General features: G+C 66.1%; 17 protein-coding genes. 6 read left to right on the top strand and 11 right to left on the bottom strand.

Annotated features, from left to right (window positions below; genetic code table 11):
• Window positions 1-48: 48 nt before the first annotated feature.
• The 4 genes from XarjCFBP7645_RS04260 to XarjCFBP7645_RS04275 form a co-directional block, all read right to left on the bottom strand.
• A complete protein-coding gene (locus tag XarjCFBP7645_RS04260; protein WP_104536346.1) occupies window positions 49-1,419 on the bottom strand; it encodes a pyridoxal-phosphate dependent enzyme in 1,371 nt (456 codons plus the stop codon).
• A gap of 288 nt (window positions 1,420-1,707) precedes the next feature.
• Entirely contained in the window at window positions 1,708-1,926 is a 219-nt protein-coding gene (locus XarjCFBP7645_RS04265) for a YdcH family protein (protein WP_002814034.1), read from the bottom strand.
• Window positions 1,927-2,271: 345 nt separating this feature from the next.
• On the bottom strand, window positions 2,272-3,162 hold the full coding sequence (locus XarjCFBP7645_RS04270; protein ID WP_016900966.1) for a membrane protein: 891 nt from the start codon (window positions 3,160-3,162) through the stop codon (window positions 2,272-2,274).
• The gene (locus XarjCFBP7645_RS04275) at window positions 3,159-3,542 is read right to left on the bottom strand and encodes a DUF4398 domain-containing protein (RefSeq protein ID WP_039525328.1); all 384 of its coding nucleotides are present in this window, start codon (window positions 3,540-3,542) and stop codon (window positions 3,159-3,161) included. Before XarjCFBP7645_RS04275 ends, XarjCFBP7645_RS04270 begins: the two co-directional genes overlap by 4 nt.
• A gap of 98 nt (window positions 3,543-3,640) precedes the next feature.
• Here XarjCFBP7645_RS04275 and XarjCFBP7645_RS04280 point away from each other — a divergent pair, with 98 nt between their 5' ends.
• Window positions 3,641-4,774 (top strand): PilT/PilU family type 4a pilus ATPase, encoded by a 1,134-nt coding sequence (locus XarjCFBP7645_RS04280; protein ID WP_166774023.1) that lies wholly within the window; start codon window positions 3,641-3,643, stop codon window positions 4,772-4,774.
• A gap of 602 nt (window positions 4,775-5,376) precedes the next feature.
• Here XarjCFBP7645_RS04280 and maiA read toward each other — a convergent pair.
• Window positions 5,377-6,039 carry a maleylacetoacetate isomerase gene (gene maiA, locus XarjCFBP7645_RS04290; RefSeq protein WP_104536348.1) on the bottom strand — a complete coding sequence of 221 codons (663 nt, stop codon included), beginning with the start codon at window positions 6,037-6,039 and terminating at the stop codon, window positions 5,377-5,379.
• A gap of 43 nt (window positions 6,040-6,082) precedes the next feature.
• Complete coding sequence (locus tag XarjCFBP7645_RS04295; RefSeq protein WP_181126221.1) at window positions 6,083-7,141, bottom strand: fumarylacetoacetate hydrolase family protein; 1,059 nt, start codon at window positions 7,139-7,141, stop codon at window positions 6,083-6,085.
• Window positions 7,142-7,450: 309 nt separating this feature from the next.
• Between XarjCFBP7645_RS04295 and XarjCFBP7645_RS04305 the strand changes: the two genes are divergently transcribed.
• Window positions 7,451-8,839 (top strand): DEAD/DEAH box helicase, encoded by a 1,389-nt coding sequence (locus XarjCFBP7645_RS04305; RefSeq protein ID WP_104536350.1) that lies wholly within the window; start codon window positions 7,451-7,453, stop codon window positions 8,837-8,839.
• Between the two features lie 155 nt (window positions 8,840-8,994).
• Here the strand turns inward: XarjCFBP7645_RS04305 and XarjCFBP7645_RS04310 are convergent, their stop codons facing one another.
• Both XarjCFBP7645_RS04310 and XarjCFBP7645_RS04315 read right to left on the bottom strand, forming a co-directional pair.
• Window positions 8,995-11,280 (bottom strand): transferrin receptor-like dimerization domain-containing protein, encoded by a 2,286-nt coding sequence (locus tag XarjCFBP7645_RS04310; protein WP_104536351.1) that lies wholly within the window; start codon window positions 11,278-11,280, stop codon window positions 8,995-8,997.
• A gap of 108 nt (window positions 11,281-11,388) precedes the next feature.
• On the bottom strand, window positions 11,389-14,010 hold the full coding sequence (locus tag XarjCFBP7645_RS04315; RefSeq protein WP_181126222.1) for a TonB-dependent receptor plug domain-containing protein: 2,622 nt from the start codon (window positions 14,008-14,010) through the stop codon (window positions 11,389-11,391).
• Between the two features lie 282 nt (window positions 14,011-14,292).
• On the opposite strand from XarjCFBP7645_RS04315, the gene queD reads away from it, so the two are divergent.
• Together queD and XarjCFBP7645_RS04325 are read left to right on the top strand one after the other, a co-directional pair.
• Window positions 14,293-14,646, top strand: a complete 354-nt coding sequence (queD, locus tag XarjCFBP7645_RS04320) for a 6-carboxytetrahydropterin synthase QueD (protein WP_039529685.1) — start codon at window positions 14,293-14,295, stop codon at window positions 14,644-14,646.
• A gap of 192 nt (window positions 14,647-14,838) precedes the next feature.
• On the top strand, window positions 14,839-15,201 hold the full coding sequence (locus tag XarjCFBP7645_RS04325; RefSeq protein ID WP_104536353.1) for a phasin family protein: 363 nt from the start codon (window positions 14,839-14,841) through the stop codon (window positions 15,199-15,201).
• Between the two features lie 252 nt (window positions 15,202-15,453).
• On the opposite strand, the gene bioD is transcribed toward XarjCFBP7645_RS04325, so the two are convergent.
• On the bottom strand, window positions 15,454-16,128 hold the full coding sequence (gene bioD / locus XarjCFBP7645_RS04330) for a dethiobiotin synthase (protein WP_047127348.1): 675 nt from the start codon (window positions 16,126-16,128) through the stop codon (window positions 15,454-15,456).
• 117 nt (window positions 16,129-16,245) lie between these two features.
• On the opposite strand from bioD, the gene XarjCFBP7645_RS04335 reads away from it, so the two are divergent.
• Entirely contained in the window at window positions 16,246-16,728 is a 483-nt protein-coding gene (locus XarjCFBP7645_RS04335) for a GAF domain-containing protein (protein WP_024938377.1), read from the top strand.
• Entirely contained in the window at window positions 16,725-17,117 is a 393-nt protein-coding gene (locus XarjCFBP7645_RS04340) for a TfoX/Sxy family protein (RefSeq protein WP_039512971.1), read from the top strand. The genes XarjCFBP7645_RS04335 and XarjCFBP7645_RS04340 overlap by 4 nt, the downstream gene beginning before the upstream one ends.
• A 118-nt stretch (window positions 17,118-17,235) precedes the next feature.
• On the opposite strand, the gene XarjCFBP7645_RS04345 is transcribed toward XarjCFBP7645_RS04340, so the two are convergent.
• Both XarjCFBP7645_RS04345 and XarjCFBP7645_RS04350 read right to left on the bottom strand, forming a co-directional pair.
• Window positions 17,236-18,144 (bottom strand): alpha/beta hydrolase, encoded by a 909-nt coding sequence (locus XarjCFBP7645_RS04345; RefSeq protein WP_052767877.1) that lies wholly within the window; start codon window positions 18,142-18,144, stop codon window positions 17,236-17,238.
• A gap of 95 nt (window positions 18,145-18,239) precedes the next feature.
• The gene (locus XarjCFBP7645_RS04350; RefSeq protein WP_080960030.1) at window positions 18,240-20,483 is read right to left on the bottom strand and encodes a TonB-dependent siderophore receptor; all 2,244 of its coding nucleotides are present in this window, start codon (window positions 20,481-20,483) and stop codon (window positions 18,240-18,242) included.
• Window positions 20,484-20,868: the final 385 nt, after the last annotated feature.

A 20,868-nucleotide genomic window follows, 5' to 3' on the forward strand; every position in this document is an offset into this window, starting at 1 on the left:
GCCGCGCGTCTCATCCGGGCGCGCGGCGCTACCCGACCCTGCCTGCGATCACTGCACGCGGCGGCGCAGGTAGTTCAGCAGGTCGATACGGGTGATCAGGCCGAGGAACTGGTTGCCGTCCATGACGATGGCGACCTGGCCGCGGTCGAACACCGGCAGCAGCGCTTCGATCGGCGAGGCGACATCCAGGCGATCGAGCTTGCTGACCATGGCGGTGGAGATCGGGTCGCGGAAGCGCGCCTCGTCACCGTACACATGCAACAGCACGTCGCTCTCGTCGACGATGCCGACCAGCTCACCGTCATCGATGACCGGCAACTGCGAGACGTCGTACAGCTTCATGCGCTGGTAGGCGGTGGTCAGCAGGTCCTTCGGCCCGACCACCACGGTGTCGCGCTTGTTGTACGGGCGCAGGATCAGGTCGCGCAGGTCGCCGTGCTGCGGGCGCTCCAGGAAGCCGTTGTCCAGCATCCAGTAGTCGTTGTACATCTTGGACAGGTACTTGTTGCCGGTATCGCAGACGAACACCAGCACGCGCTTGGGCGTGGTCTGCTCGCGGCAATACTTCAGCGCGGCGGCCAGCAGGGTACCGGTGGACGAACCGCCGAGGATGCCCTCCTTGGCCAGCAACTCGCGCGCGGTGTGGAAGCTTTCCGCGTCAGTGATCGAATAGGCCTTCTTGACCCGCGAAAAATCGGAGATGTCCGGCAGGAAGTCCTCGCCGATGCCTTCGACCAGCCAGCTGCCGGATTTCTCGCTGACCGTGCCCTCTTCGATGTACTGGGTAAGGATCGAGCCGACCGGGTCGGCCAGCACCAGCTCGGTGTGCGGCGAGGCGGTGGCGAAGGCGCGCGACAGGCCGGTCATGGTGCCGGAGCTGCCGCAGCCGAACACAATCGCATCCAGATCGCCGTCCATCTGCGCCAGGATTTCCGGGCCGGTGCCGAATTCGTGCGCAGCCGGGTTATCCGGGTTGCCGAACTGGTTGATGAAGTAAGCGCCCGGGGTCTCGGCGGCGATCCTGGCGGCCAGGTCCTGGTAGTACTCCGGGTGGCCCTTGGCCACGTCCGACCGGGTCAGCACCACCTGGGCGCCCATGGCCTTGAGGTTGAAGATCTTCTCGCGGCTCATCTTGTCCGGCACCACCAGGATCAACCGGTAGCCTTTCTGCTGGGCGACCAGTGCCAGACCCAGGCCGGTATTGCCGGCGGTGCCTTCGACCAGGGTCGCGCCCGGGGTGAGGTCGCCGCGCTGTTCGGCCGCCTCGATCATCGACAGGCCGATGCGGTCCTTGATCGATCCACCGGGGTTGGCCGCCTCCAGCTTGAGGAACAGCTCGCAGACGCCGGTGTCCAGGTGCTGTGCCTTGACGATCGGCGTGTTGCCGATCAGTTCGAGTACGGAGGAATGGATCGCCATCGGAATATCGTCACTGCGTCGCGCGGGGCTTGGCCGCCCATTATCCGACGAACGGCTGGGGAATGCTCATTCAGACTGGAACCGATCGCGCCGGCCCGTGAACGGGCGGGCTCAGCCAGCGCTGCGTCACTACCACCGGCCTGACTGCGCGGTCGCCAGACGGGCATCGCGCCCTGCTGCCAGGCGCGTGACACGCAGATGCGCAAATTAAAGACGCGGACGGTGGCAAGCCGACGAGGAGGCCGCCACCGCCCGCGGCGGTGAACTTGTTCTAGCGGTGGGGAAGGATCAGTGGGTGAGCTGGTCGTACATCCGGGTGAGCTTTTCTTTCGCCTGCAACTTCTCGCGCTTCATCTGGCCCAAGGTTACGTCGTCGATGGGGAGCACCCCGAGTTCGGCATCCATGCATTTCTTGTTCAAGAGCTTGTGGCGTTGGTACAGCTGCTTGAACTCGGGATCGGACTTGACCAATGCGTCGATTTCGGTCTGCGGTTGCCCTTCGAACATGGCGTTACCTCCTTCACTTGAAACACTTAAAACAAGAACGCCCCGGCCGCGGGCGGCACGGGGCGCTGCTTGGGGATGGAAGACTCGCGGATCACAATGGCAAGCGCACTGGCGGAACCAAAAAGCTGTCCACCGAATTGCGTTGATGCGTGCCCTTGCGTCACTGGCCCGGCCCTCCGTACTTCCAGGCAGCGGAGTGCTGCCCGGGAGTACGACCCTACGCCGGTCGCGGAGGGGGTTCAAGGCCAGAACGGCTGCTTTTGCCGTTCCCTGCCTCAATCAGTGACCGCGGTTCAACCGGGCGTCATGCCCGGGTTAAAAGACCTTAACTTCCAACCACTTGCATTACGGCGAGACAACCACCTCGGCAGCGCGCGTCTTGCTGGCGGCGGCCTTGGTGCCATTGACCTGCAGCCGTGCGCTGGCAACACCGGCAGCCACCAAGGCGTCGCGTAACGCTTCGGCCCGCTTCTTGGCGGTGGCCGCATCGCTGTCGTAGCCGACGATGCTGACCCGGCCTTTCTTGCCGATGTTCAGATACTCGGCCAGCGCCTTGGCCTGCCCCGCGGCATCGCCGGACAGCGCGGCCTTGCCACCGAAGGCGCCACTGCCCAGCGAAAACACTTCGCCGCGGCTGTCGAACTTGGCGGACGGCAACTTGGCTCCGGCCACCAGCTCGGCTTCTTCATGCGCCAGCTGCACCGCTTTTTGCTGGGCCGCATTGAGCTTGGCGGTCTGCTTGCCGGCCACGCTGGTCAGCGCCAGCTCGGCGTCCTGGCGGGCCAGGGTCTCCTGTTCGGCCGCCTGCCGCATGCGCTCGGCCTCCTCGGCCTGGATCTGCGCCTGCACGCGCAGACGCTCGGCTTCCTGGCGCGCGCGCGAGGCGTCACGGCGGCTGGCTTCGATCAGCAGGTCGTTGCGAGTGCCTTCCAATCGATCCAGCTCACGCCGCGCCAGTGCGGTGCGGGCAGTGAGTTCGGCGATTTCGACCCGGCGGTCGGCCAAAAACACCAGCTCGTCGCGGTCGCGCCGCTTGGCCTCGGCCAGCGCCGCCACGCTCTGCTGCGCCTGCAGCCGCTCGAAGCGGGCCAGTTCATTGGTCTGCGGGTCGTTCTGCAGCGCGGCCAGGCGCCGGTTGAGCGCGTCGGCCTGCGGGTCGTCCTTGGCCGCCATTGCCAGCGACGGCAGGGTGCCCAGGCTCAGTACACCTAGATAGAGAAGCGGACGCAGTTTCATCGGCCGGCCTCCCCGGTGTTGAGGCTGTTCTGCAGTTGCGCCACTTCCTTGCGCCGCTGTTCCAGCTGGGCGGTGACCACCGCCTCTTCGCTGCGCGCCTTGGCCAGATCGGCGTCGGCCGCTGCGCGCAAGGCGATCTGTGGCACCTGCTTGCGCTGGCGCTTGTCCAGTTGAGCCTGCTGGGCCTGCATCAGTTCCTGGCGGGCCAGATTGACCAGATCAGGGGCGTACTGGTCGGCATCGGCCTGGGTGGCGCGTTGCACGGCCTGTTCGGCGGCGGTGAGCTCCGGTGCCACCTGGGCGGCAGCAGGAGAGGAAAGAACCATGAAACAGGCGATGCCATACAGGGATCGCCGCAAGTATGCGAAGCTAGCCGTCATTAGGGGAGCCGTAGCGAGAAGTCTCGAGCACGGCCATTGTCGGAAGCCTGCGGCGGACTTGCAACGAGACGCTGCCGTTTGTTGGGGAACCATTGCGCATGGATATCGGCTACTTCCTGAAGCTGATGACCGAAAAGAATGCCTCGGACATGTTCTTGACCACCGGCGCACCGGTGTACATCAAGATCGAAGGCAAGCTCTACCCGCTCGGCAATACGGGGTTGCCGCCGGGAATGGTCAAGAAAATCGCTTATTCATTGATGGACGAAGGCCAGGTCCCGCAGTTCGAGCGCGAGCTGGAACTCAATATGGCCATCGCCCTGTCAGACGCCGGGCGCTTCCGCGTGAACGTGTTCAAGCAGCGCGGCGAGGTGGGCATGGTGATCCGCGCCATCCGCAGCCGGATTCCCAGCATCGAAGAGCTGAACCTGCCGCAGGTGCTCAAGGACGTCATCATGACCCCGCGCGGGCTGGTGCTGGTGGTCGGCTCGACCGGCTCGGGCAAGTCGACCTCGCTGGCCTCAATGATCGACCATCGCAACAGCACCACCACCGGGCACATCCTCACCATCGAGGATCCGATCGAATATCTGCACAGGCACAAGATGTCGATCGTGAACCAGCGCGAGGTGGGCCTGGACACGCACGCCTTCCAGAGCGCGCTGAAGAACGCGATGCGCGAGGCGCCGGACGTGATCCTGATCGGCGAGATCCTGGATGCCGAGACCATGGAGGCGGCGATCGCCTTTGCCGAGACCGGCCACCTGTGCCTGGCGACGCTGCACTCCAACAATGCCGACCAGACCATCGAGCGCATCCTCAACTTCTTCCCCGAGAGCGCGCACAAGAACGTGCTGATGAACCTGGCGCTGAACCTGCGCGCCGTGGTGTCGCTGCGCCTGGTCAAGGGCGTGGACGGACGCCGCCGGCCGGCGACCGAAGTGCTGCTCAACACGCCGATGATCCGCGACCTGCTGCGCCGCGGCCAGGTGCACGAGGTCAAGCAGGCAATGGAAGAGTCGCTGGAAGAAGGCGTGCAGACCTTCGACCAATGCCTGTTCCGCATGGTCAAATCCGGCGAGATCGAGCAGGAGGAAGCGCTGCGCGCGGCCGACTCGCGCGATGGCCTGGCGTTGAAGTTCCGCCTGTCCGAAGGCGGCTCCGGCGAGCACGACCCGTATGCGGATTACGAAACGGCAGCGGCGCCGAAGATCAGCCACGGGTTTGTTTAGAGCGACCAACAAAATTTAGCGTGCGGCCGCCGGGCGGTGAGCGCAGTGGTTTTGTAGGCCGCATTTTGGTGGATGCAGCCAGAAGCCCAGCTCAAACGCTGAGTGGGTCGAGGGCGCGGTGCCCTCACCGCTCGCGGGACACGCCGTAAACCCGTCCCTGGGGGCTCGGTGGCGGCATCCATGCCGCCACACGGTCCCGCAATCGGCGAGGACACCGCACCAAAGAGTTAATCGGTAGCTTTTTTGAAAGCCTGCAGACTGATCGCCTCGCGTTGCGAAGCTGATCCGACGCTGCGTTATTCAAAAAACGCACATCCTGCCTTGTTTGCAACCCTGCACACCGACCATCTCGACTGGTCCTTGCCCGCTCGCCGTCGCGGGACCTTACGTGGCATGGATGCCGCGTAAGAGCTTACAAGGACGTACTTGCAGCGTGTCCCGCGATGGTGGGCGGGCAAGGGCCCTGCAGCGCGGCCGCAGATCAGCGACCTGCAGTAGACCGGCGTGAGCGTCAGGGTCCGCACGCGCGTCGATGGCTTGGCGTGCCCTCTAACATTGCGGGAGGCTGCCGAAGGGCAGATGCGGTCGGCAACTCCCCGCTTCTACACTGCCGCGTCAGCCTGCATTTCCGGCCGCGCGGCGTCGAACGCCGGCACTGCCAGGCAGGCCTGTTCGATGCGTTGCAGGGTGGGATACGCCGTCAGATCGACGTTGAAACGGCGCGCGTTGTAGAGCTGCGGAATCAGCACGCAATCGGCCAGGCCCGGCCTGTCCCCGTGGCAGAACTCGCCCGTCTGCGCGTCGTTGGCCAACTGTGCTTCCAGTGCGGAGAAGCCGCGCTGCATCCAGTGACGCGTCCATTGCTGGCGTTGCGCGGCATCCAGTTGCCATTCGCGCTCGAAGAACTGCGTGACACGCAGATTGTTGAGCGGATGTACATCGCAGGCGATCACCTGCGCCAGGGCACGCACGCGGGCACGCGCGGCCGGTGTGGCGGGGAGCAGCTGCGTACTGTCCGCAAACGCGTCTTCCAGATATTCCAGGATCGCCAGCGACTGCGGAATCACCACCGCGCCATGCCGCAACGTGGGCACCAGTTCCTGCGGGTTGAGCTGCGCATAGGCCGGTGCATGCTGCTCGCCGCCGTCGCGCAGCAGATGCACCGGATGCGCGAGGTAGGCCAGCGCCTTGAGGTGCAGGCCGATGCGCACGCGATACGCGGCGCTGGAGCGCCAGTACGAGAACAGTTCAAGTGGCGCGCTCATGCCCGGCCTCGCGTGCGGTGTTGTGCAGGCGCCCTTGCCGATGTCATGGCAGCGGCTGACGTTCGACGCGCTGTTCGATCGCACCGAAGATGCTGGCGCCATCGGCAGCGAACATCTCGATCCGCACCACGTCGCCGAAGGACAGGAACGGCGTGCTCGGGGTGCCGTCGCGCAGGGTTTCCACCACGCGCTGCTCGGCAAAGCACGAGGCGCCCAGCGTGGTGTCCTGGTTGGCGATGGTGCCGGAGCCGACGATGGTGCCGGCCGAGAGCGGCCGGGTCCTGGCGGCGTGGGCGATCAGCTGGGCGAAGTCGAACTGCATGTCGTCACCGGCTTCCGGCGCGCCGAACCAGGCGCCATTGACGTGGGTGACCAGCGGCAGATGCACCTTGTTGTCGCGCCATGCCTGGCCCAACTCATCCACGGTGACGAACACCGGCGACAGCGCCGAGCGCGGCTTGGATTGCACGAAGCCGAAGCCCTTGGCGAGCTCGGCCGGGATCAGATTGCGCAGCGACACGTCGTTGACCAGGCCGACCAGCTGGATATGCGCGGCGGCCTGCTCGGGCGAGGCCCCCATCGGCACATCGTCGGTGATCACCACCAGTTCGGCTTCCAGATCGATGCCGTGGTCTTCGCTGATCACCTTGATCGCATCGCGCGGGCCGTAAAACCCGGCACTGGTGGCCTGGTACATCAGCGGGTCGGTGTAGAAGCTCTCCGGCACCTCGGCGTTGCGAGCGCGGCGCACGCGCTCCACATGCGGCAGGTAGGCGCTGCCGTCGACGAACTCGTAGGCACGCGGTAGCGGCGCGGCCAGCGCCTGCAGATCCAGATCGAACACGCCATCGGCACTGCCTTCGTTGAGCGAGGCCGACAAGGCGTTCAGGCGCGGCGCGAGATTGCTCCAGTCTTCCAGCGCGCGCTGCAGCGTCGGCGCGATGCCGGTGGCGCGGACCGCGGTGCGCAGGTCGCGCGCGACCACGATCAGGCAGCCATCGCGGCCGCCTTCCTTCAGGGAACCTAGCTTCATGACCGTCCTGTGCTGTGGCTGATCGGTCGATTGTACGGCCTGCCGCACTAGTGGTTGCAACTGAAACAACTGACCCGCAGCCCAACCGATCCACTCGCCTTTTGTGCAGCGCGCCAAACGCGCGTACACTGGCCCGGTCTGCATGCGGCCGTCCGTTTCCCTTAGGGACAGCCGGCGAGGCCAGGATCGATCGATCCGCTCGCCCGCCCCACCCGACGTCTTTCGTGGTGCCGACAAACCCATCGCTCCTTAGATTGGGTTGTTCCACCATCTCGCAGCGCGGTTCACGGGAACGCTCCGAGCCTCACTTTTTTGCATCTGCAATGCGTTTGCGCTCCGGGCCTGTCCTGGCGGCGACGCTTTACTTGGAGCTTTCCGATGTCTTTTGAATCCCTGGGCCTGGCGCCCTTCCTGCTGCGCGCGTTGGCCGAGCAGGGCTACGAAACCCCCACCGCGATCCAGCAGCAGGCGATCCCGCTGGTGTTGGCAGGGCATGACCTGCTGGCCGGCGCACAGACCGGTACCGGCAAGACCGCTGCGTTCGGCCTGCCGCTGCTGCAGCACCTGGGCACCTCGCCGCAGCCGGTCAACGGCCCGCGCAAGCCGCGCGCGCTGATCCTGACCCCCACCCGCGAACTGGCCACCCAGGTGCACGACAGCCTGCGCGGCTATAGCAAGTACCTGCGCATCCCGAGCGCGGTGATCTATGGCGGCGTGGGCATGGGCAACCAGCTCGACACGCTGCGTCGCGGCGTGGACCTGCTGATCGCCTGCCCGGGCCGGCTGATCGACCATATCGAGCGTCGCAGCGTGGACCTGTCCGGCATCGAAGTGCTGATCCTGGACGAAGCCGATCGCATGCTCGACATGGGCTTCTTGCCGTCGATCAAGCGCATCCTGACCAAGCTGCCGCGCCAGGACCGTCAGACCCTACTGTTCTCGGCGACGTTCGAGGAGAACATCAAGCAGCTGGCGCTGGAGTTCATGCGTAACCCGATGCAGATCCAGGTCACCCCGAGCAACACCGTGGCCGAGAGCATCACCCACCGCGTGCACCCGGTCGATGGCGCACGCAAGCGCGATCTGCTGCTGCACCTGCTGGCGCAGGACAGCCGCGAGCAGACCCTGGTGTTCGCACGCACCAAGCACGGCAGCGACAAGCTGGCGCTGTTCCTGGAGAAGTCCGGCATCAAGACCGCGGCGATCCACGGCAACAAGAGCCAGGGTCAGCGCATGCGCGCGCTGAGCGACTTCAAGGCCGGCCGCGTGACCGTGCTGGTGGCCACCGATATCGCCGCGCGCGGCATCGACATCGACCAGTTGCCCAAGGTCATCAACTACGACCTGCCGATGGTGGCCGAGGACTACGTGCACCGCATCGGCCGCACCGGCCGTAACGGTTCCACCGGCGAGGCGATCTCGCTGGTGGCGCAGGACGAAGCCAAGCTGCTGCGCCAGATCGTGCGCATGCTCGGCCGCGACGTGGAAATCCGCGACGTGCCGGGCTACGAGCCGCAGACCCCGATCCGTTGGGGCAACAGCGCGCCGGGTCGTGCCGAGCAGCCGGGTGGCGATCGCGCCCCGCGCAAGAGCCACGCCCGTCGTCCGCATGGCGATGCACCGCGTCAGGCGCATGCGCATGCCGGCCCGAAGAAGCCGGGTGGCCAGCGCAGCGGCGGTCCGCGTCAGGCCGGGGTTGCCGCCGGTGCCGGTGCAGGCCGTCGCGATGGTGGCCGTGGCGGTCAGCGTCCGGGCGGCACGCGCTGACGCCAGGGCGCCAGTGCGACCGGCGCCCAGCTCTGCGTTGAACTGAAAAAAAGCCGCCTTTCGGGGCGGCTTTTTTGTGGGCGCTGCACAGGCGATGCGGACGATGCGGTGCAAACGCGACTGCGCGTCAACCTTCGACGCAATCCGTCACGCCCCTAGCCTTCGATCAACGCGGTATTGCGATCGATCGCCTCGCGATACCGGTCCAGCACCGCGGCGGTCTGCACGATGTAGGCGCTCAAATCCTCCCAACGCCGGTCTTCCAGCGCTTCGCGGATGCCGGGCAAGGTCTTGACCTCGTATCCGGTGGCCAGACCCGGTGCATAGATCAGGTTCCGGTACCACGGCCGTCCCGGCAGACCGCCTTCGGCCAGCAGGGTCTGATCGATGCGCTGCAGCGAGGCATTGAGCTTGCCGCGCACGCGTGCATCCAATGCGCCGCCGCGCGATGCCAGTGCATCGTCATAGCGTCTGGCGCTGGTTTGCAGGCGGCTAATGGCCTGATCCAGTGCGGCAAAGTCGATCTGCGGCACCGCAGCTTTCGGCTCAGGGGCGCGTTGCGGCCGGTTCGGGTTATCGACCGCGGTATAGGCACCGGCCTGCAACAACGCGGCCTGGGTGCGGGCGGCAGTGCGGTCGCTGTCGGCCTGCTGCTTGAGCTCCTGCGCGTAGCCGGCTACCGCGTCGGCAAAGTCGCCGAAGCGTTGCGGCAACACCGGCGCGTTGGCGACGCGCAGCACCGTGCGGCCGACCGTCTGCGACAACAGCGGCAGATAGCTGAAGTCCGGGTCGATGTAGCGCGCGAAATAATCGTAGGAGTCGTACAGCGAGTGATAGACACCGCTGCCGCCGCCCTGCCCGCCATAACCCAGATCCAGCGTGGTCAGCCCCAGATGCTGCAGGAACGGGCTGTAGTCGCTGCCCGAGCCCAGTGCCTTCAGCGGCACGTCGCCGCCGGCCGCGAGCTGCTTGGCGATGTCTTTTTGCGCCGGCTTGGCGGTGGGTGCCAGCGCGTCGATGCGGGCACGGGCGCGTTGCCGTTCGAGCACGCTCACGCCGCTGTCGGGGTCGCGCAGGTCCGCCGCCACGCCGTTGACCAGGCGTTGCAGCGCATGGCTGCCGCCGGCATTGAGAAAGCCGCGCCCGTTGCCGTCGGTGTTGACGTACAGCACCGCCTTGCGGCGCAGTTCGTCGGCGTGCTGTTCGGCCCACTCGGTGGAGCCGAGCAGGCCGGCCTCCTCGCCGTCCCAACTGGCGTAGACGAGCGTGCGCTTGGGGCGCTGCCCCTGTCTGGCCAGCTCGCCGATTGCCTTGGCTTCGGCCAGCAAGGCGGTGGTACCCGAGAGCGGATCGGCCGCACCGAACACCCAGCCGTCGCGGTGATTGCCGCGCACCACCCACTGGTCCGGATACTCGCTGCCACGCAGGGTGGCGATGACGTTGTAGATGGTCTTGCTGCCCCACTCCGCGTCCACCTTGAGATGCACGCGCGCGGTGTCGTCGCCGCCGATGCGGTAGGTGATCGGCAGCGCGCCACGCCAGTCCTCCGGTGCCACCGGCCCGCCCAGCGCGGCCAGCAAGGGCTGCGCGTCGCCCCAACTGATCGGCAGGGTCGGGATCTTCAACACGCTGCCGGCCTGGTCGATCTTCAGGCGTTTGGCGCCCTTGCTGGCGCCGACGCCCGGGGTCAGCGGATCGCCGGGATAGATCGCGAAATTGGCAACCGAGCCGCGTTGCACGCTCCACTGATTGCGCGCCGGGCCATCCGGATACGCCCGATCCTGGAAATAACCGTCGTCGCGCGGATCGGAATAGATGATCGCGCCGATGGCGCCATGCTCCTGCGCCAAGCGCGGCTTGAGCCCGCGCCAACCCTTGCCGTAGCGGGCGATGACGATCTTGCCGCGCACATCCACGCCGTTACGCGCCAGCGCTTCGTAGTCTTCGGCGATGCCGTAATTGACGTAGACCAGATCGCCGGTGACATCGCCGTTGCCGCCGTAGATCACATACGGCGGCAGCACGTTCTCGGTCTGGGTGGAGGTGCTGTCGCCCGGCAGCGGCGGCTCCTTCAGACGCGCGACATACGGCTTGGCCCCGAGCAATTCCAGCTGCGAGCTCCTGGGCGAGGGCCACAACACCTCGAAGGTCTCGATGCGCGCATCCCACCCGTAGCCGCGCAGGCGGTTTTGCAGATCGCGGGCGTTTTCCAGGTTGTGCGGCGAGCCAACGTGATTGGGCGCCGACGCCCATTGCTTCAACCAGCCGCGATAATCGGCGTCCTTCAGGCCGCTATCGAAACGCGCTTCCAGCGCGCGCTGCGCCTGTGCGGCAGCGGCGTCGTAACCCGGCAGCGCGACGGCTTGGGCAGCAGGTTGGGCGGCGAGGGAAGGTGCGACAAAGGCCAGGGCGAGCAGCCAGGCATGCGGCGAAGACGTCATCGGAGTTCCTTGGAAATTGTCCGGGGGCGAACGGCGATTGGGTTGAGACAGCACTCTGGAGCACGCACGCACCATCGCACGGGCGTGCATGGGCCGTGCGTGTGCCGATCAGAATCGATAGTCCAGGCCCACGGTGAAATAACGCCCGCGCAGGTCGTACTGGGTGAAGTCGTAAGGCGCACGAATGCCCGGGAACGAGGCGTCGACCGGCGGTTGCTTGTCGGCCAGGTTCTCGATCTTGGCGTACAGGGTGAGCTTGTCGATGCCGGTGTAACCCAGATACAGGTCGAACTGGTTGTAGTCGCCCACGCGCGACTGCACGGCAGTGGCCGCGGCGCTGGCCTTCTGGTCGTAGCCGCCGGTGTAGTACCAGGTCAGTGCGGCGCTGACGGTGCCCAGGTTCCAGTCCAGCGTGGTGGTGGCCTTGTTGCGTGGCAGCGACGGGCCGAGATTGCTGCCGGCGTAATCCTGCAACGGACCACCGACCACGGTGGGGCGGCGGTAATCGCGCACATGGGTGTAGGCGGTATTGAGGCCGAAGTTGCCGGCCGCCTCGGTGCGCCAGCGCTGGCGCAGTTCGACATCGATCCCCGAGGTCGTCAGCTCGCTGAGGTTCTGGTAGCGGTTGTACACCGCCACCAGGGTGCCGCGCTCGTTGCGGATCACGTCGGCCGGGTCGTTGTTCTGCACGATGGTGGCGTTGTTGCCGGTGCCGACCAGGTTCTCCAGTTCGATCTTGTACCAGTCCACGCTCAGGCTGGTATCGGCCCACGGCGACAGCACCACGCCCAGGTTGTAGCTGCGCGTGCGCTCGGGTTCGAGCGCGGTGTTGCCGACGGTGAAGAAGGTCGGGTTCTGGCGCGAGCCCGGCACGTCCGGATCGAACGGGTCGACCACCGAGCCGTAGGAAATATTCGTGCTGGCCGCATTCTCCGACAACGACGGTGCGCGGAAGCCGCGCGAGGCGGCCGCGCGCACCAGCACGGCGTCCAGCGGTTGCCAGCGCAGGCTGGCCTTGGGCGAAAACGCCTCGCCGAAATCGCTGTAGTGATCGCCGCGCCCGGCCAGCTGCAGTTCCAGCGCTCGCAGCAGCGGCAGGTTGACCTCGGCATACAGCGCCGACACCCGGCGCTCGCCATCCACCGCGGCAATTGCGGGGCGGATCTGCAGGCCCTGGTCGATCTGCCAGGGATTGCGCGAGACCAGCTCTTCCTGCCGCCACTCGGCGCCGGCAGCGAACCCGACGCTGCCGGCCGGCAGCTCGAACAGGTTGCCGGACACCTTGGCATCGACGCCGCGCAAGGTCGATTGCGCCGGGCGCAGCGTGCTGAGGTTGATGCCGTCGATCACCGACTGCGGCGTGGCGGACGGGTCGAGCAGGTTGTAGCTGCCGTCGGCCAGCGCCTGCGCCAGCGTGAAGCGGTTGGCGAAGCCACCGGACACGGTTTCGTGCTCGGTGCTGCGCGCGGTGAACGCAGCCGCCTCCCAATCCCAGCGCTCGGTCTTGCCGCGCACACCGCCGAGAAAGCGGTAGGACTGCGAGCGATTGGTTTTGACCGTCTGGCCCAGGTCGAAGAAGGTGTATTCGATCGGCACCGCGGCGCCGTACGGGTTGTATGGGCTGGAGGCCGGCAGCAGGTTGGACACCGGCTCGGCCAGCCCGCTGCTGGCGTTCAAGGCGAAGCGGCCGCCTTCCAGAGTGAAGTACGGGCTGGAGCCGAAGATCGACACGCCCTTGACCTCGCTGTAGAGCGCCTCGCCGAACGCCTCGACATTGTCGCTGAGCCGGAAGGTGGCGTTGGTGTAGGCCTGATAGCGCTTGGTCGAGGGAATCAGCGTAGTGAACGGGGCCTGGTTGAAGCCGCAGGTGTCGCCGGCCAGGCCGTCGATCGGCGCGCTGGCGGTCAGCACGGTGCCGCTGGGGCAATTGCCTTGCGCATCCAGCATCGGCACCGAGCGGCCGCCGACCAGATAGCGCGCGCCCTTGGCCGACCAGCCGTTCCAGCGCCCGCCGGGCAGGTCGGTGTAGATGCCCGAGCGAGTCAGCGCGCGCTGATCCTGATCCAGCCGGTCGCGGTTGTAGGCGTCGAAACTGAAAAGGATGTTGTAGCCGTCGCGGTCCAGGTCGCCGATGCCGCCGATGAACTTGGCACGCTGGGTATCCATGCCGCCCTGATCGGAGGTGCCGCCGCTCAGACCCAGCTCGGCGCCCTGGAAATCCTGCCGGGTGATGATGTTGACCACGCCGGCCACCGCATCGGAGCCGTACACGGCAGAGGCGCCGTCCTTGAGCACTTCGATGCGTTCCACCGCCACCAGCGGCAATGCGTTGAGGTTGACGAAGGTGTCGCCCAGGCCATTGGCGGGAAAGCCGTAGTTGGCCAGGCGGCGTCCGTTGAGCAGCACCAGGGTGTTCTTCTGCGACAGCCCGCGCAGGCCGATGCCTGCCGAGCCGGATGCCCAGCCGTTGTTGGTGGTTTCGTTGGTGGCGTTGCCGGTGTTGGCCGAGATCGAGCGCAGCGCGTCGGCCACGGTGACCTTGCCGGACTGCTCCAGCTGCTGGCGGTCGATCACCTGCACCGGGTTCGGGCCTTCGCTGTCGGTGCGCTTGATATTGGAACCGGTGACGCTGACGGTGGCCAGGGTCTTGCCCGTGTCGGGTGTCGCGTCGTCGGCATGGGCAAGGGGAATCAGCGCCGACAGAACGGCAGCAGACAGCAGATAAGGCATCGGGCGCTTCACGCACGGCATCCATGAATGGGGGTTTTGCAGTGGGCCATGCGCGATCGATTAACAAAAATTACAGATTTGCATAGAGATATGACGCGCCATGACACACGCCGCTGGCCGGACGCGGTAGAGCGCGCGTCGGACTTTGTGCGGCCGATCGGGTGCGGCGCTCCCGCGCAACGCGACCACCCCGCGTTGCGGATGCCACGCCAGGGCGCAGAGACGCTGTGTCGCCGCGATCGGGTCAGCCCGGCAGGCACCGGCGCACTTACAATGGCGCGCATGGATATCTTCAAAGTCTTTACGCTCGAAGCCGCGCACCGGCTTCCCAATGTGCCGCCCGGCCACAAGTGCGCCCGCCTGCACGGGCATTCGTTCCGGGTCGAGCTGCATGTCAGCGGCGAACCCGGTGCCGAGACCGGCTGGATCATGGATTTCGGCGACATCAAGGCCGCCTTCCAGCCGATCTACGACCGCCTGGACCACCACTACCTCAATGACATCGAGGGGCTGGAAAACCCGACCAGCGAGCGGCTGGCGATCTGGATCTGGAACCAGCTCAAGCCGGCGCTGCCGCAGCTGAGCGAGATTGTGGTGCATGAAACCTGCACCTCCGGCTGCCGCTATCGCGGCTGATCGCGCAGCGCAGTCGTGTGACGCAAGGCCGCCTCCGGGGCGGCTTTGCCGTTTCTACGGCAGGGATAATGGATTGATTCCAAAAGGCTTTGCAGGCGATTTCGGAAATTTTCAGCGAACGTGTTGCATCGCAGCAATATCCGCGTATGCTGCAACGCAACAACGGTCACAGCCTTCCCCAAGGGGTTCGCAATGTCGGCGCAGTTCGAAAACGGCTTCAACAGCTTTGCCTCTGCAGCGGCACGCGCCAACCAGTTGGCGATGGAACACGCGGAAAACGCGTTTGGCCTGCAGCTGAAGACGCTCGAACGCAACGTCAGTGCGACCACCAGCTTCTTCGGTGAGTTTGCCCAGGCCCGCGACCTTGGCGCCTACCAGACGCTCTGGCCGAAGGGGCTGCAACTGGCCCGCGACAACCTGGAACGGCTGGCCTCGGTGAATCAGGAAGTGGTTGGACTGGGATTGAAGGCATCCGATGCGCTCGGCCAACTGGCCAAGCAGCAGTTCGAGGCCAACAGCGAGCAGGCAACCAAAGGCAAGACCCGGCGCGCGTAAGCGCCAACAAAAAATTCAGCGTCTTTGCATGGGTCCCTCCCCCCATGCAATCCGGCCCGACAGATCCCTCCCTCTGTCGGGCTTTTTTATTGTCTGCGCATTGCGCGTGCTGCCAATCCGACCAGGTGCTATCGCGGCGCAGGTGCATCGGAAACGCCGGGACGCAGGGCGAGTCCCCGGCGGCGCGCAAGGCTGGGACGGTATCTGGCGATCTGCGTTGCAGTGACGCAGTCGCCAGATAGCCAACGTCACTCAGACCGGCACGTGCAGCCCCAGCGACTGCGCCGCGGCATCGGCGCCCGGCCGCCAGGCGATGCGGCCCCAGCACGGCATCGCCAGGCGCTGGCGCAGCATGCCGATGTTCTCCTCGATGCGCTCCATCTGCGGGTCGACCTCGTTGGCGATCCAGCCGATGCAGTCCAGCCCGTCGGCAGCGATCGCCGCGGCGGTCAGGCGCGCGTGATTGATGCAGCCCAGCCGGATGCCGACCACCAGCACCACGGGCAGTTTGAGCGCACGCACCAGATCGGCCTGGTCCAGATCGGCGCTCAATGGCGCAGCCCAGCCGCCGACACCTTCCACCACCACCACCTCGGCCTGCGCGCGCAATTGCGCGAAAGCCTGGGCGATCGGCTCCAGCGACAGGCTCACGCCGACATCGGCGGCGGCCAGTTCCGGCGCCAGCGGTGCCGGCAAGGCATAGGGATTGAGGGTGGCGTAATCGGGTTGCGGGGCGCTGGCGGCCTGCAGCGCCAGCGCGTCCTCGTTGCGCCAGCCCTGCGGCGTGTGCTCGCAACCGCTGGCCACCGGCTTCATGCCGACCGCCGTGTGGCCCTGCCTGCGCAGTGCGTGCAGCAGCGCGGTGCTGGCCATGGTCTTGCCGATGCCGGTGTCGGTGCCGGTGACATACAACGCCGGAAGCTGCATGCGTGTGTTCCTGCGGCCGCGCCGCGGTTGCCGTGGGGGCGCGCAGCATAGCGTGCCGATCCGAACGCGCGGCTGAGTCGCAATGCCGCTGCGGATGGCCGCTGCTAAACTTCGGCCATGTTCGCAACCTCTTCGCTGACCGGCAGCAAGCCGGAACAATACGCCCAGCTCACCGCCCAGGCCCAGGCCCTGGTGCATGGCGAGCCGGACCGGATCGCCAATGCCGCCAACCTGGCCGCACTGATCTTCAATGCGTTGCCGTCGCTCAACTGGGCCGGCTTCTATTTCTACGACGGCCGCGAGCTGGTGGTGGGGCCGTTCCAGGGCTTGCCGGCCTGCGTGCGCATTCCGCTGGACAAGGGCGTGTGCGGCGCGGCTGCCAGCACCCGGCAGAGTCAGCGCATTGCCGACGTGGATGCCTTCCCCGGGCATATCGCCTGCGATTCGGCCTCGCGCTCGGAGCTGGTGATTCCGCTGGTCAAGGGCGATGCGCTGATCGGCGTGCTGGATCTGGACAGCCCGGAGCTGGATCGCTTCGACGCCGACGATCAGCGCGGCCTGGAAGCCATTGCCCAGATCTTTGTCGGCGCGCTGACGTGACCACCGAACGGCTGCGCAACATCGGCCCGAAAAGTGCGGCATGGCTGCGTCAGGTCGGCCTGCGCACGCAGCAGGATCTGCAGGCGGTGGGGGCGGTGGGCGCATTCGTCAAAGTGCGCCGCGCCGGCTTCAAGCCCAGCCTCAACCTGCTGTATTCGCTGGAAGGCGCGTTGACCGACTGCCATTGGCAGGATGTGCCGGAAGCGCGCCGGCATGCCTTGCTGGCCGAATACGAGGCAGCCAGTGCGCTGTTGCCGGTGCGCGGCCGCGCGGTCGGTGGGCCGGTGGAAACCGTGCACTACGCACGCGCCGACAACGACGATACGCACGGCGAGATGGGCGAAGCAGACGACGACACTGCGGACCTGAGCGAAACGCGCGACGACTGAGTGCCTGCGCCGAGGTGTCACCGCTGCATGCGCATGGCGCCAGCGCTGCGACCAGCAACAGCATGCTTGTCGATGTAGAGAGCGGTTTATCTTCGAGCGCTTGCTTGATCTGACTTCATCAATGCGTCGCTGCAGCTTGTAACGTTGGCGCAAGCGATGCGCCCAACGTCTGGCCATGGCTGAGGCCTGGCAGCGGTTGATAGTCGGCGGTAAGGCTGGGTAACGACGACAGCAGCGCAACGAGACGTTGTGCGGCCTGCGGATCTGCGCGCGGCCGCCCCGGACGATCCGGTTTTGCATTGTTCGCTTGTGGTCCGCCCTCGCCTGCCATCAGCGTCAGCCGACGCCTGGATGGCTGCGTGCCTGCCGAACCCTCCCGTGCATGGTCGACCACACGCTGCGCCTGCTGGACGACAAACCCATCGCCCCACCACAGCGACGGGTCGACCGCGACGTAGTGCTGGAACAGCTGCGGCTGCGTCAGCAACACCTGCAGCACGAACAATCCACCATACGAATGGCCCCATAGCGTCTGCCGCTGACGGTCCACCGCCACGCGCGCTTCCACCTGCGGGCAAATGCCTGTTGCGATCAGCTGCGCGAACGCCGCCGCACCGCCGGTTCTGCGTTGCGGATTGAGCGGATCGGTTTCCACCCGCCCGTCGCTGTAGCGCGCAGGCGTGTAGTCCAGGCTGCGCCCCACCGCATCGATGCGCAATGCGCTGTCGTCGGCGATGAACACCAACACCGGCGCATCGCCGTGGGTGGTCAGGCTGTCGAGCAGGCGCTCATCCAGCTCCATCAGCGCGGCATTGCCATCCAGCAGATACACCACCGGATACCCCGCAGCCGGCGGCGCAGCTTTGGGGGTGGCGATGCGCACACGGTAATGGCGCTGGCCATCGGCCGAATCCAGGCGCACCGCGCTGAAGCCATACGAGGCACTGGGACGATCGGCGACGGTGCTGCCGATCGTGCGGCTTAGGTCCGGCTGTGCGAACGCCGGCATAGCGCCGGCGATCCACATCAGCGCAGCGGCACACGCAAGCCGCCAACGATGCTGTCGGATCATTGCACTCTCCTGTTGCGGCGCGCACGTTCGCACGGGGCGCCGCGTCGCTGTCAGAAACCGAAACTCAGGCTCGCCCAATACGCGCGCCCGGGTTCGTTGTAGGTGGCTGCACCCGCCGCGCCGCCGGTGTTGTTGGTGCCTTCGCGGAACAGACGGGTGTCGAACAGATTGTCCACACCGACGCCCACGCTGACCTTGCGGGTGATCCGGTAACGCGCACTGACGCCCCACAGGTCATAGGGGTCGCGCGTGTCGGGGGCGATGGCGCCGCCGCTGGTGCTCGATTGCGTGGCCGACTCCTGCTTGCCGTAGAAGGTCCCGGTGAGCAGCAGCGACAAGGCCTGGGTCGGCTGCCAATCCAGCGTGGTGTTGACGGTGTATTCCGGGATCACCGACAGCGGTTGATCGGTCGCGGTGTTCTTGTTCTCGATCATGTAGGTGACATTGGTGTTCCACTTCAGCTCGCGGCCCTGCTCGCCCAGCAGCGGCAACGTGAGATTGCCTTCCACGCCCTGCACGATCGCTTCCGATGCGTTGGTCCACTGGAACACCTGCCCGCGCCGGTCGACGGTGATACCGACCGGCGTCATGCCGGCGACGATCTTGTTGTCGTAGGCGTTATGGAAGTACGTCAGCGAGGCGTGGTGACCGGTTTGCGGTGCCCACTCGATGCCGATCTCCTTGTTGATGCTGGTCTCCGGATCGAGGTTGTCGTTGCCCTGGATATAGCAGCCCGAACCAAGATTGGGGAACAGCACCGGGCAGCCATTGCCGCGTGTGTAATACAGATAATTGGCGTTGGACTGGTACAGGTTGGGCGCCTTGAAGGCGCGCGCGATGCCGCCCTTGAGCAACCAGTCTTCGCTGAGTTTGTACTGCACGTTGAGGCTGGGGCTAAGGTTGTTGCCGAACTGGCTGTGGTGATCCAGTCGCACACCTGGCGTCAGCGTCAGCCGCTCGCTGGCATAGATGTTGTCTTCCAGATACACCGCGCTGAGCGTGGCCTCGCTGCGCGGACTGCGCGTACCGTCGGCAAGACCGGGAAAGCCACCGCCGGCGCTTACCGTCTGCGACACCGAATACGCATCGCTGAGGCGGCTCTGGCGACGCTCGAAGCCTACCGTCAGCACCTGCTCGGCCCAGGCCTGCAGCGGCATGTTGAACTCGCCGTCGATATTGAGATTGTCGAGCGTGGCAGTGGAATCGAGCAGGCTGGCGGCAATGGAGCCTTCCGGCCCGCCGGCCAGGCCTTCGTTGAGACGGGTATTGTCGGTGCCTTCATAGGCGGCTGTGAGGCGCGAGGTGCCGAGCGCCCAGGTACCGCGATGGGTCAGCGAGGCGGTGCGGCGGATCATGGTGTTGGTTTCGCTGCCGAACAATGCGCCCAGATCCGCACCGGCCAGGCCATCGGCGCTGACGGCGCGATCGCCGGCATACAGGTTGCCCTGACGGCTGAAGCCGGCATCGAGTTCGATCACCTGGCCTTGCGTCGGATCCCAGCGCAGCAGGCCGTTGATGTCCTTGTTGCGCACGCCCTCGCGCCCGGCCGGTGGCACCGCCGCGGCACTGCTGGCAAAGCGGCGATTGAGATCCAGCGAATCCGGATCGGTCTTGTTGAGATTGCCGTAGAGACGGAACGAGAACGTATCGGTCAACGGCCCGCTGAGCTGGAAGCCCGCACGCTGGCCGCCGCCTTCGGCGCCGTGCTGCGGCACCAGACCGAACACGCTCATCGAGCCGGTCAGATCACCGGTCGGCTTCTTGGTGATGATGTTGACCACGCCGCCGGAGGCACCGGAGCCGTAACGTGCCGCGGCCGGGCCACGCAGCACCTCGATGCGCTCCACCGCCTCGGCGGGCACCCAGTTGGTGTCGCCGCGCGTATTGCGCTCGCCGCTACGGCCCATGCGCACCGCATCACGCGATCCCACCGGCTTGCCATCGACCAGAATCAGCGTGTTTTCCGGGCCCATGCCGCGCAGATCGATCTGGCGATTGTTACCGTACTGGCCGGAGGCGCTGTTGCCGGTGAGATTGACGCCCGGCATGGTACGCAGCAACTGCGACAGATCGTTGACCGGAGGACGCCGTTCGATGTCTTCGGCGGTGATCACCGATGAACCCAGGGCCTGGCGTGCGATCTGCGCGGCGGTGACGTGCACGGTGTCCAGCGACTGCGGCTCGGTTGCAGCGTCTTCGGCAGATGCGCTGCAAATGCAGCTGCCGCAACCGACCGCAATGGCCAGCACCAGCTGACGGCGGGACAACACTGGACGACGTGCAGGCGCAGACATCCATGACGGGCGTGATGCGGACATTCTCAAACCTCTCGACAGGAGACGGACCTCTGGCGAAGGCTTGAGGTGACACGGTGGGGTGATGCATGCAGCAGGCGTAGCACGTACGTGCGCGGTGCTGACGCAGTCAAGCTTGTCCGCGCATTCTACACAGATGCGATTCATTCTCAAATCGAAGAACTGCGCCGGCATGGCCGCGGGTGGGCGCTGCAGCTTCGGGTGGCGCATGCCTCACCGATGACGCGCACGGACCGGAGGCGGTGCGCGGCAGCTGGCCGACAATGCGGCCGGCGCGCGAAAGACCTTCATTCAAGGCGGCAAATGCCGCCAGCGGACGGCGATGCTGGTTGCTGCACAGCCTTGTGGACGACGCCTGCACCTC

This window comes from Xanthomonas arboricola (assembly GCF_002940665.1).
GTDB lineage: Bacteria > Pseudomonadota > Gammaproteobacteria > Xanthomonadales > Xanthomonadaceae > Xanthomonas > Xanthomonas arboricola_B.

Bases quoted from the DNA above. Each gene is read 5' to 3' on its own strand.
- XarjCFBP7645_RS04260 (WP_104536346.1), bottom strand. From the start codon at position 1,419: ATGGCGATCCATTCCTCCGTACTCGAACTGATCGGCAACACGCCGATC.
- XarjCFBP7645_RS04265 (WP_002814034.1), bottom strand. From the start codon at position 1,926: ATGTTCGAAGGGCAACCGCAGACCGAAATCGACGCATTGGTCAAGTCC.
- XarjCFBP7645_RS04270 (WP_016900966.1), bottom strand. From the start codon at position 3,162: ATGAAACTGCGTCCGCTTCTCTATCTAGGTGTACTGAGCCTGGGCACC.
- XarjCFBP7645_RS04275 (WP_039525328.1), bottom strand. From the start codon at position 3,542: ATGACGGCTAGCTTCGCATACTTGCGGCGATCCCTGTATGGCATCGCC.
- XarjCFBP7645_RS04280 (WP_166774023.1), top strand. From the start codon at position 3,641: ATGGATATCGGCTACTTCCTGAAGCTGATGACCGAAAAGAATGCCTCG.
- maiA (WP_104536348.1), bottom strand. From the start codon at position 6,039: ATGAGCGCGCCACTTGAACTGTTCTCGTACTGGCGCTCCAGCGCCGCG.
- XarjCFBP7645_RS04305 (WP_104536350.1), top strand. From the start codon at position 7,451: ATGTCTTTTGAATCCCTGGGCCTGGCGCCCTTCCTGCTGCGCGCGTTG.
- XarjCFBP7645_RS04310 (WP_104536351.1), bottom strand. From the start codon at position 11,280: ATGACGTCTTCGCCGCATGCCTGGCTGCTCGCCCTGGCCTTTGTCGCA.
- XarjCFBP7645_RS04315 (WP_181126222.1), bottom strand. From the start codon at position 14,010: ATGCCTTATCTGCTGTCTGCTGCCGTTCTGTCGGCGCTGATTCCCCTT.
- queD (WP_039529685.1), top strand. From the start codon at position 14,293: ATGGATATCTTCAAAGTCTTTACGCTCGAAGCCGCGCACCGGCTTCCC.
- XarjCFBP7645_RS04325 (WP_104536353.1), top strand. From the start codon at position 14,839: ATGTCGGCGCAGTTCGAAAACGGCTTCAACAGCTTTGCCTCTGCAGCG.
- bioD (WP_047127348.1), bottom strand. From the start codon at position 16,128: ATGCAGCTTCCGGCGTTGTATGTCACCGGCACCGACACCGGCATCGGC.
- XarjCFBP7645_RS04335 (WP_024938377.1), top strand. From the start codon at position 16,246: ATGTTCGCAACCTCTTCGCTGACCGGCAGCAAGCCGGAACAATACGCC.
- XarjCFBP7645_RS04345 (WP_052767877.1), bottom strand. From the start codon at position 18,144: ATGTGGATCGCCGGCGCTATGCCGGCGTTCGCACAGCCGGACCTAAGC.
- XarjCFBP7645_RS04350 (WP_080960030.1), bottom strand. From the start codon at position 20,483: ATGTCTGCGCCTGCACGTCGTCCAGTGTTGTCCCGCCGTCAGCTGGTG.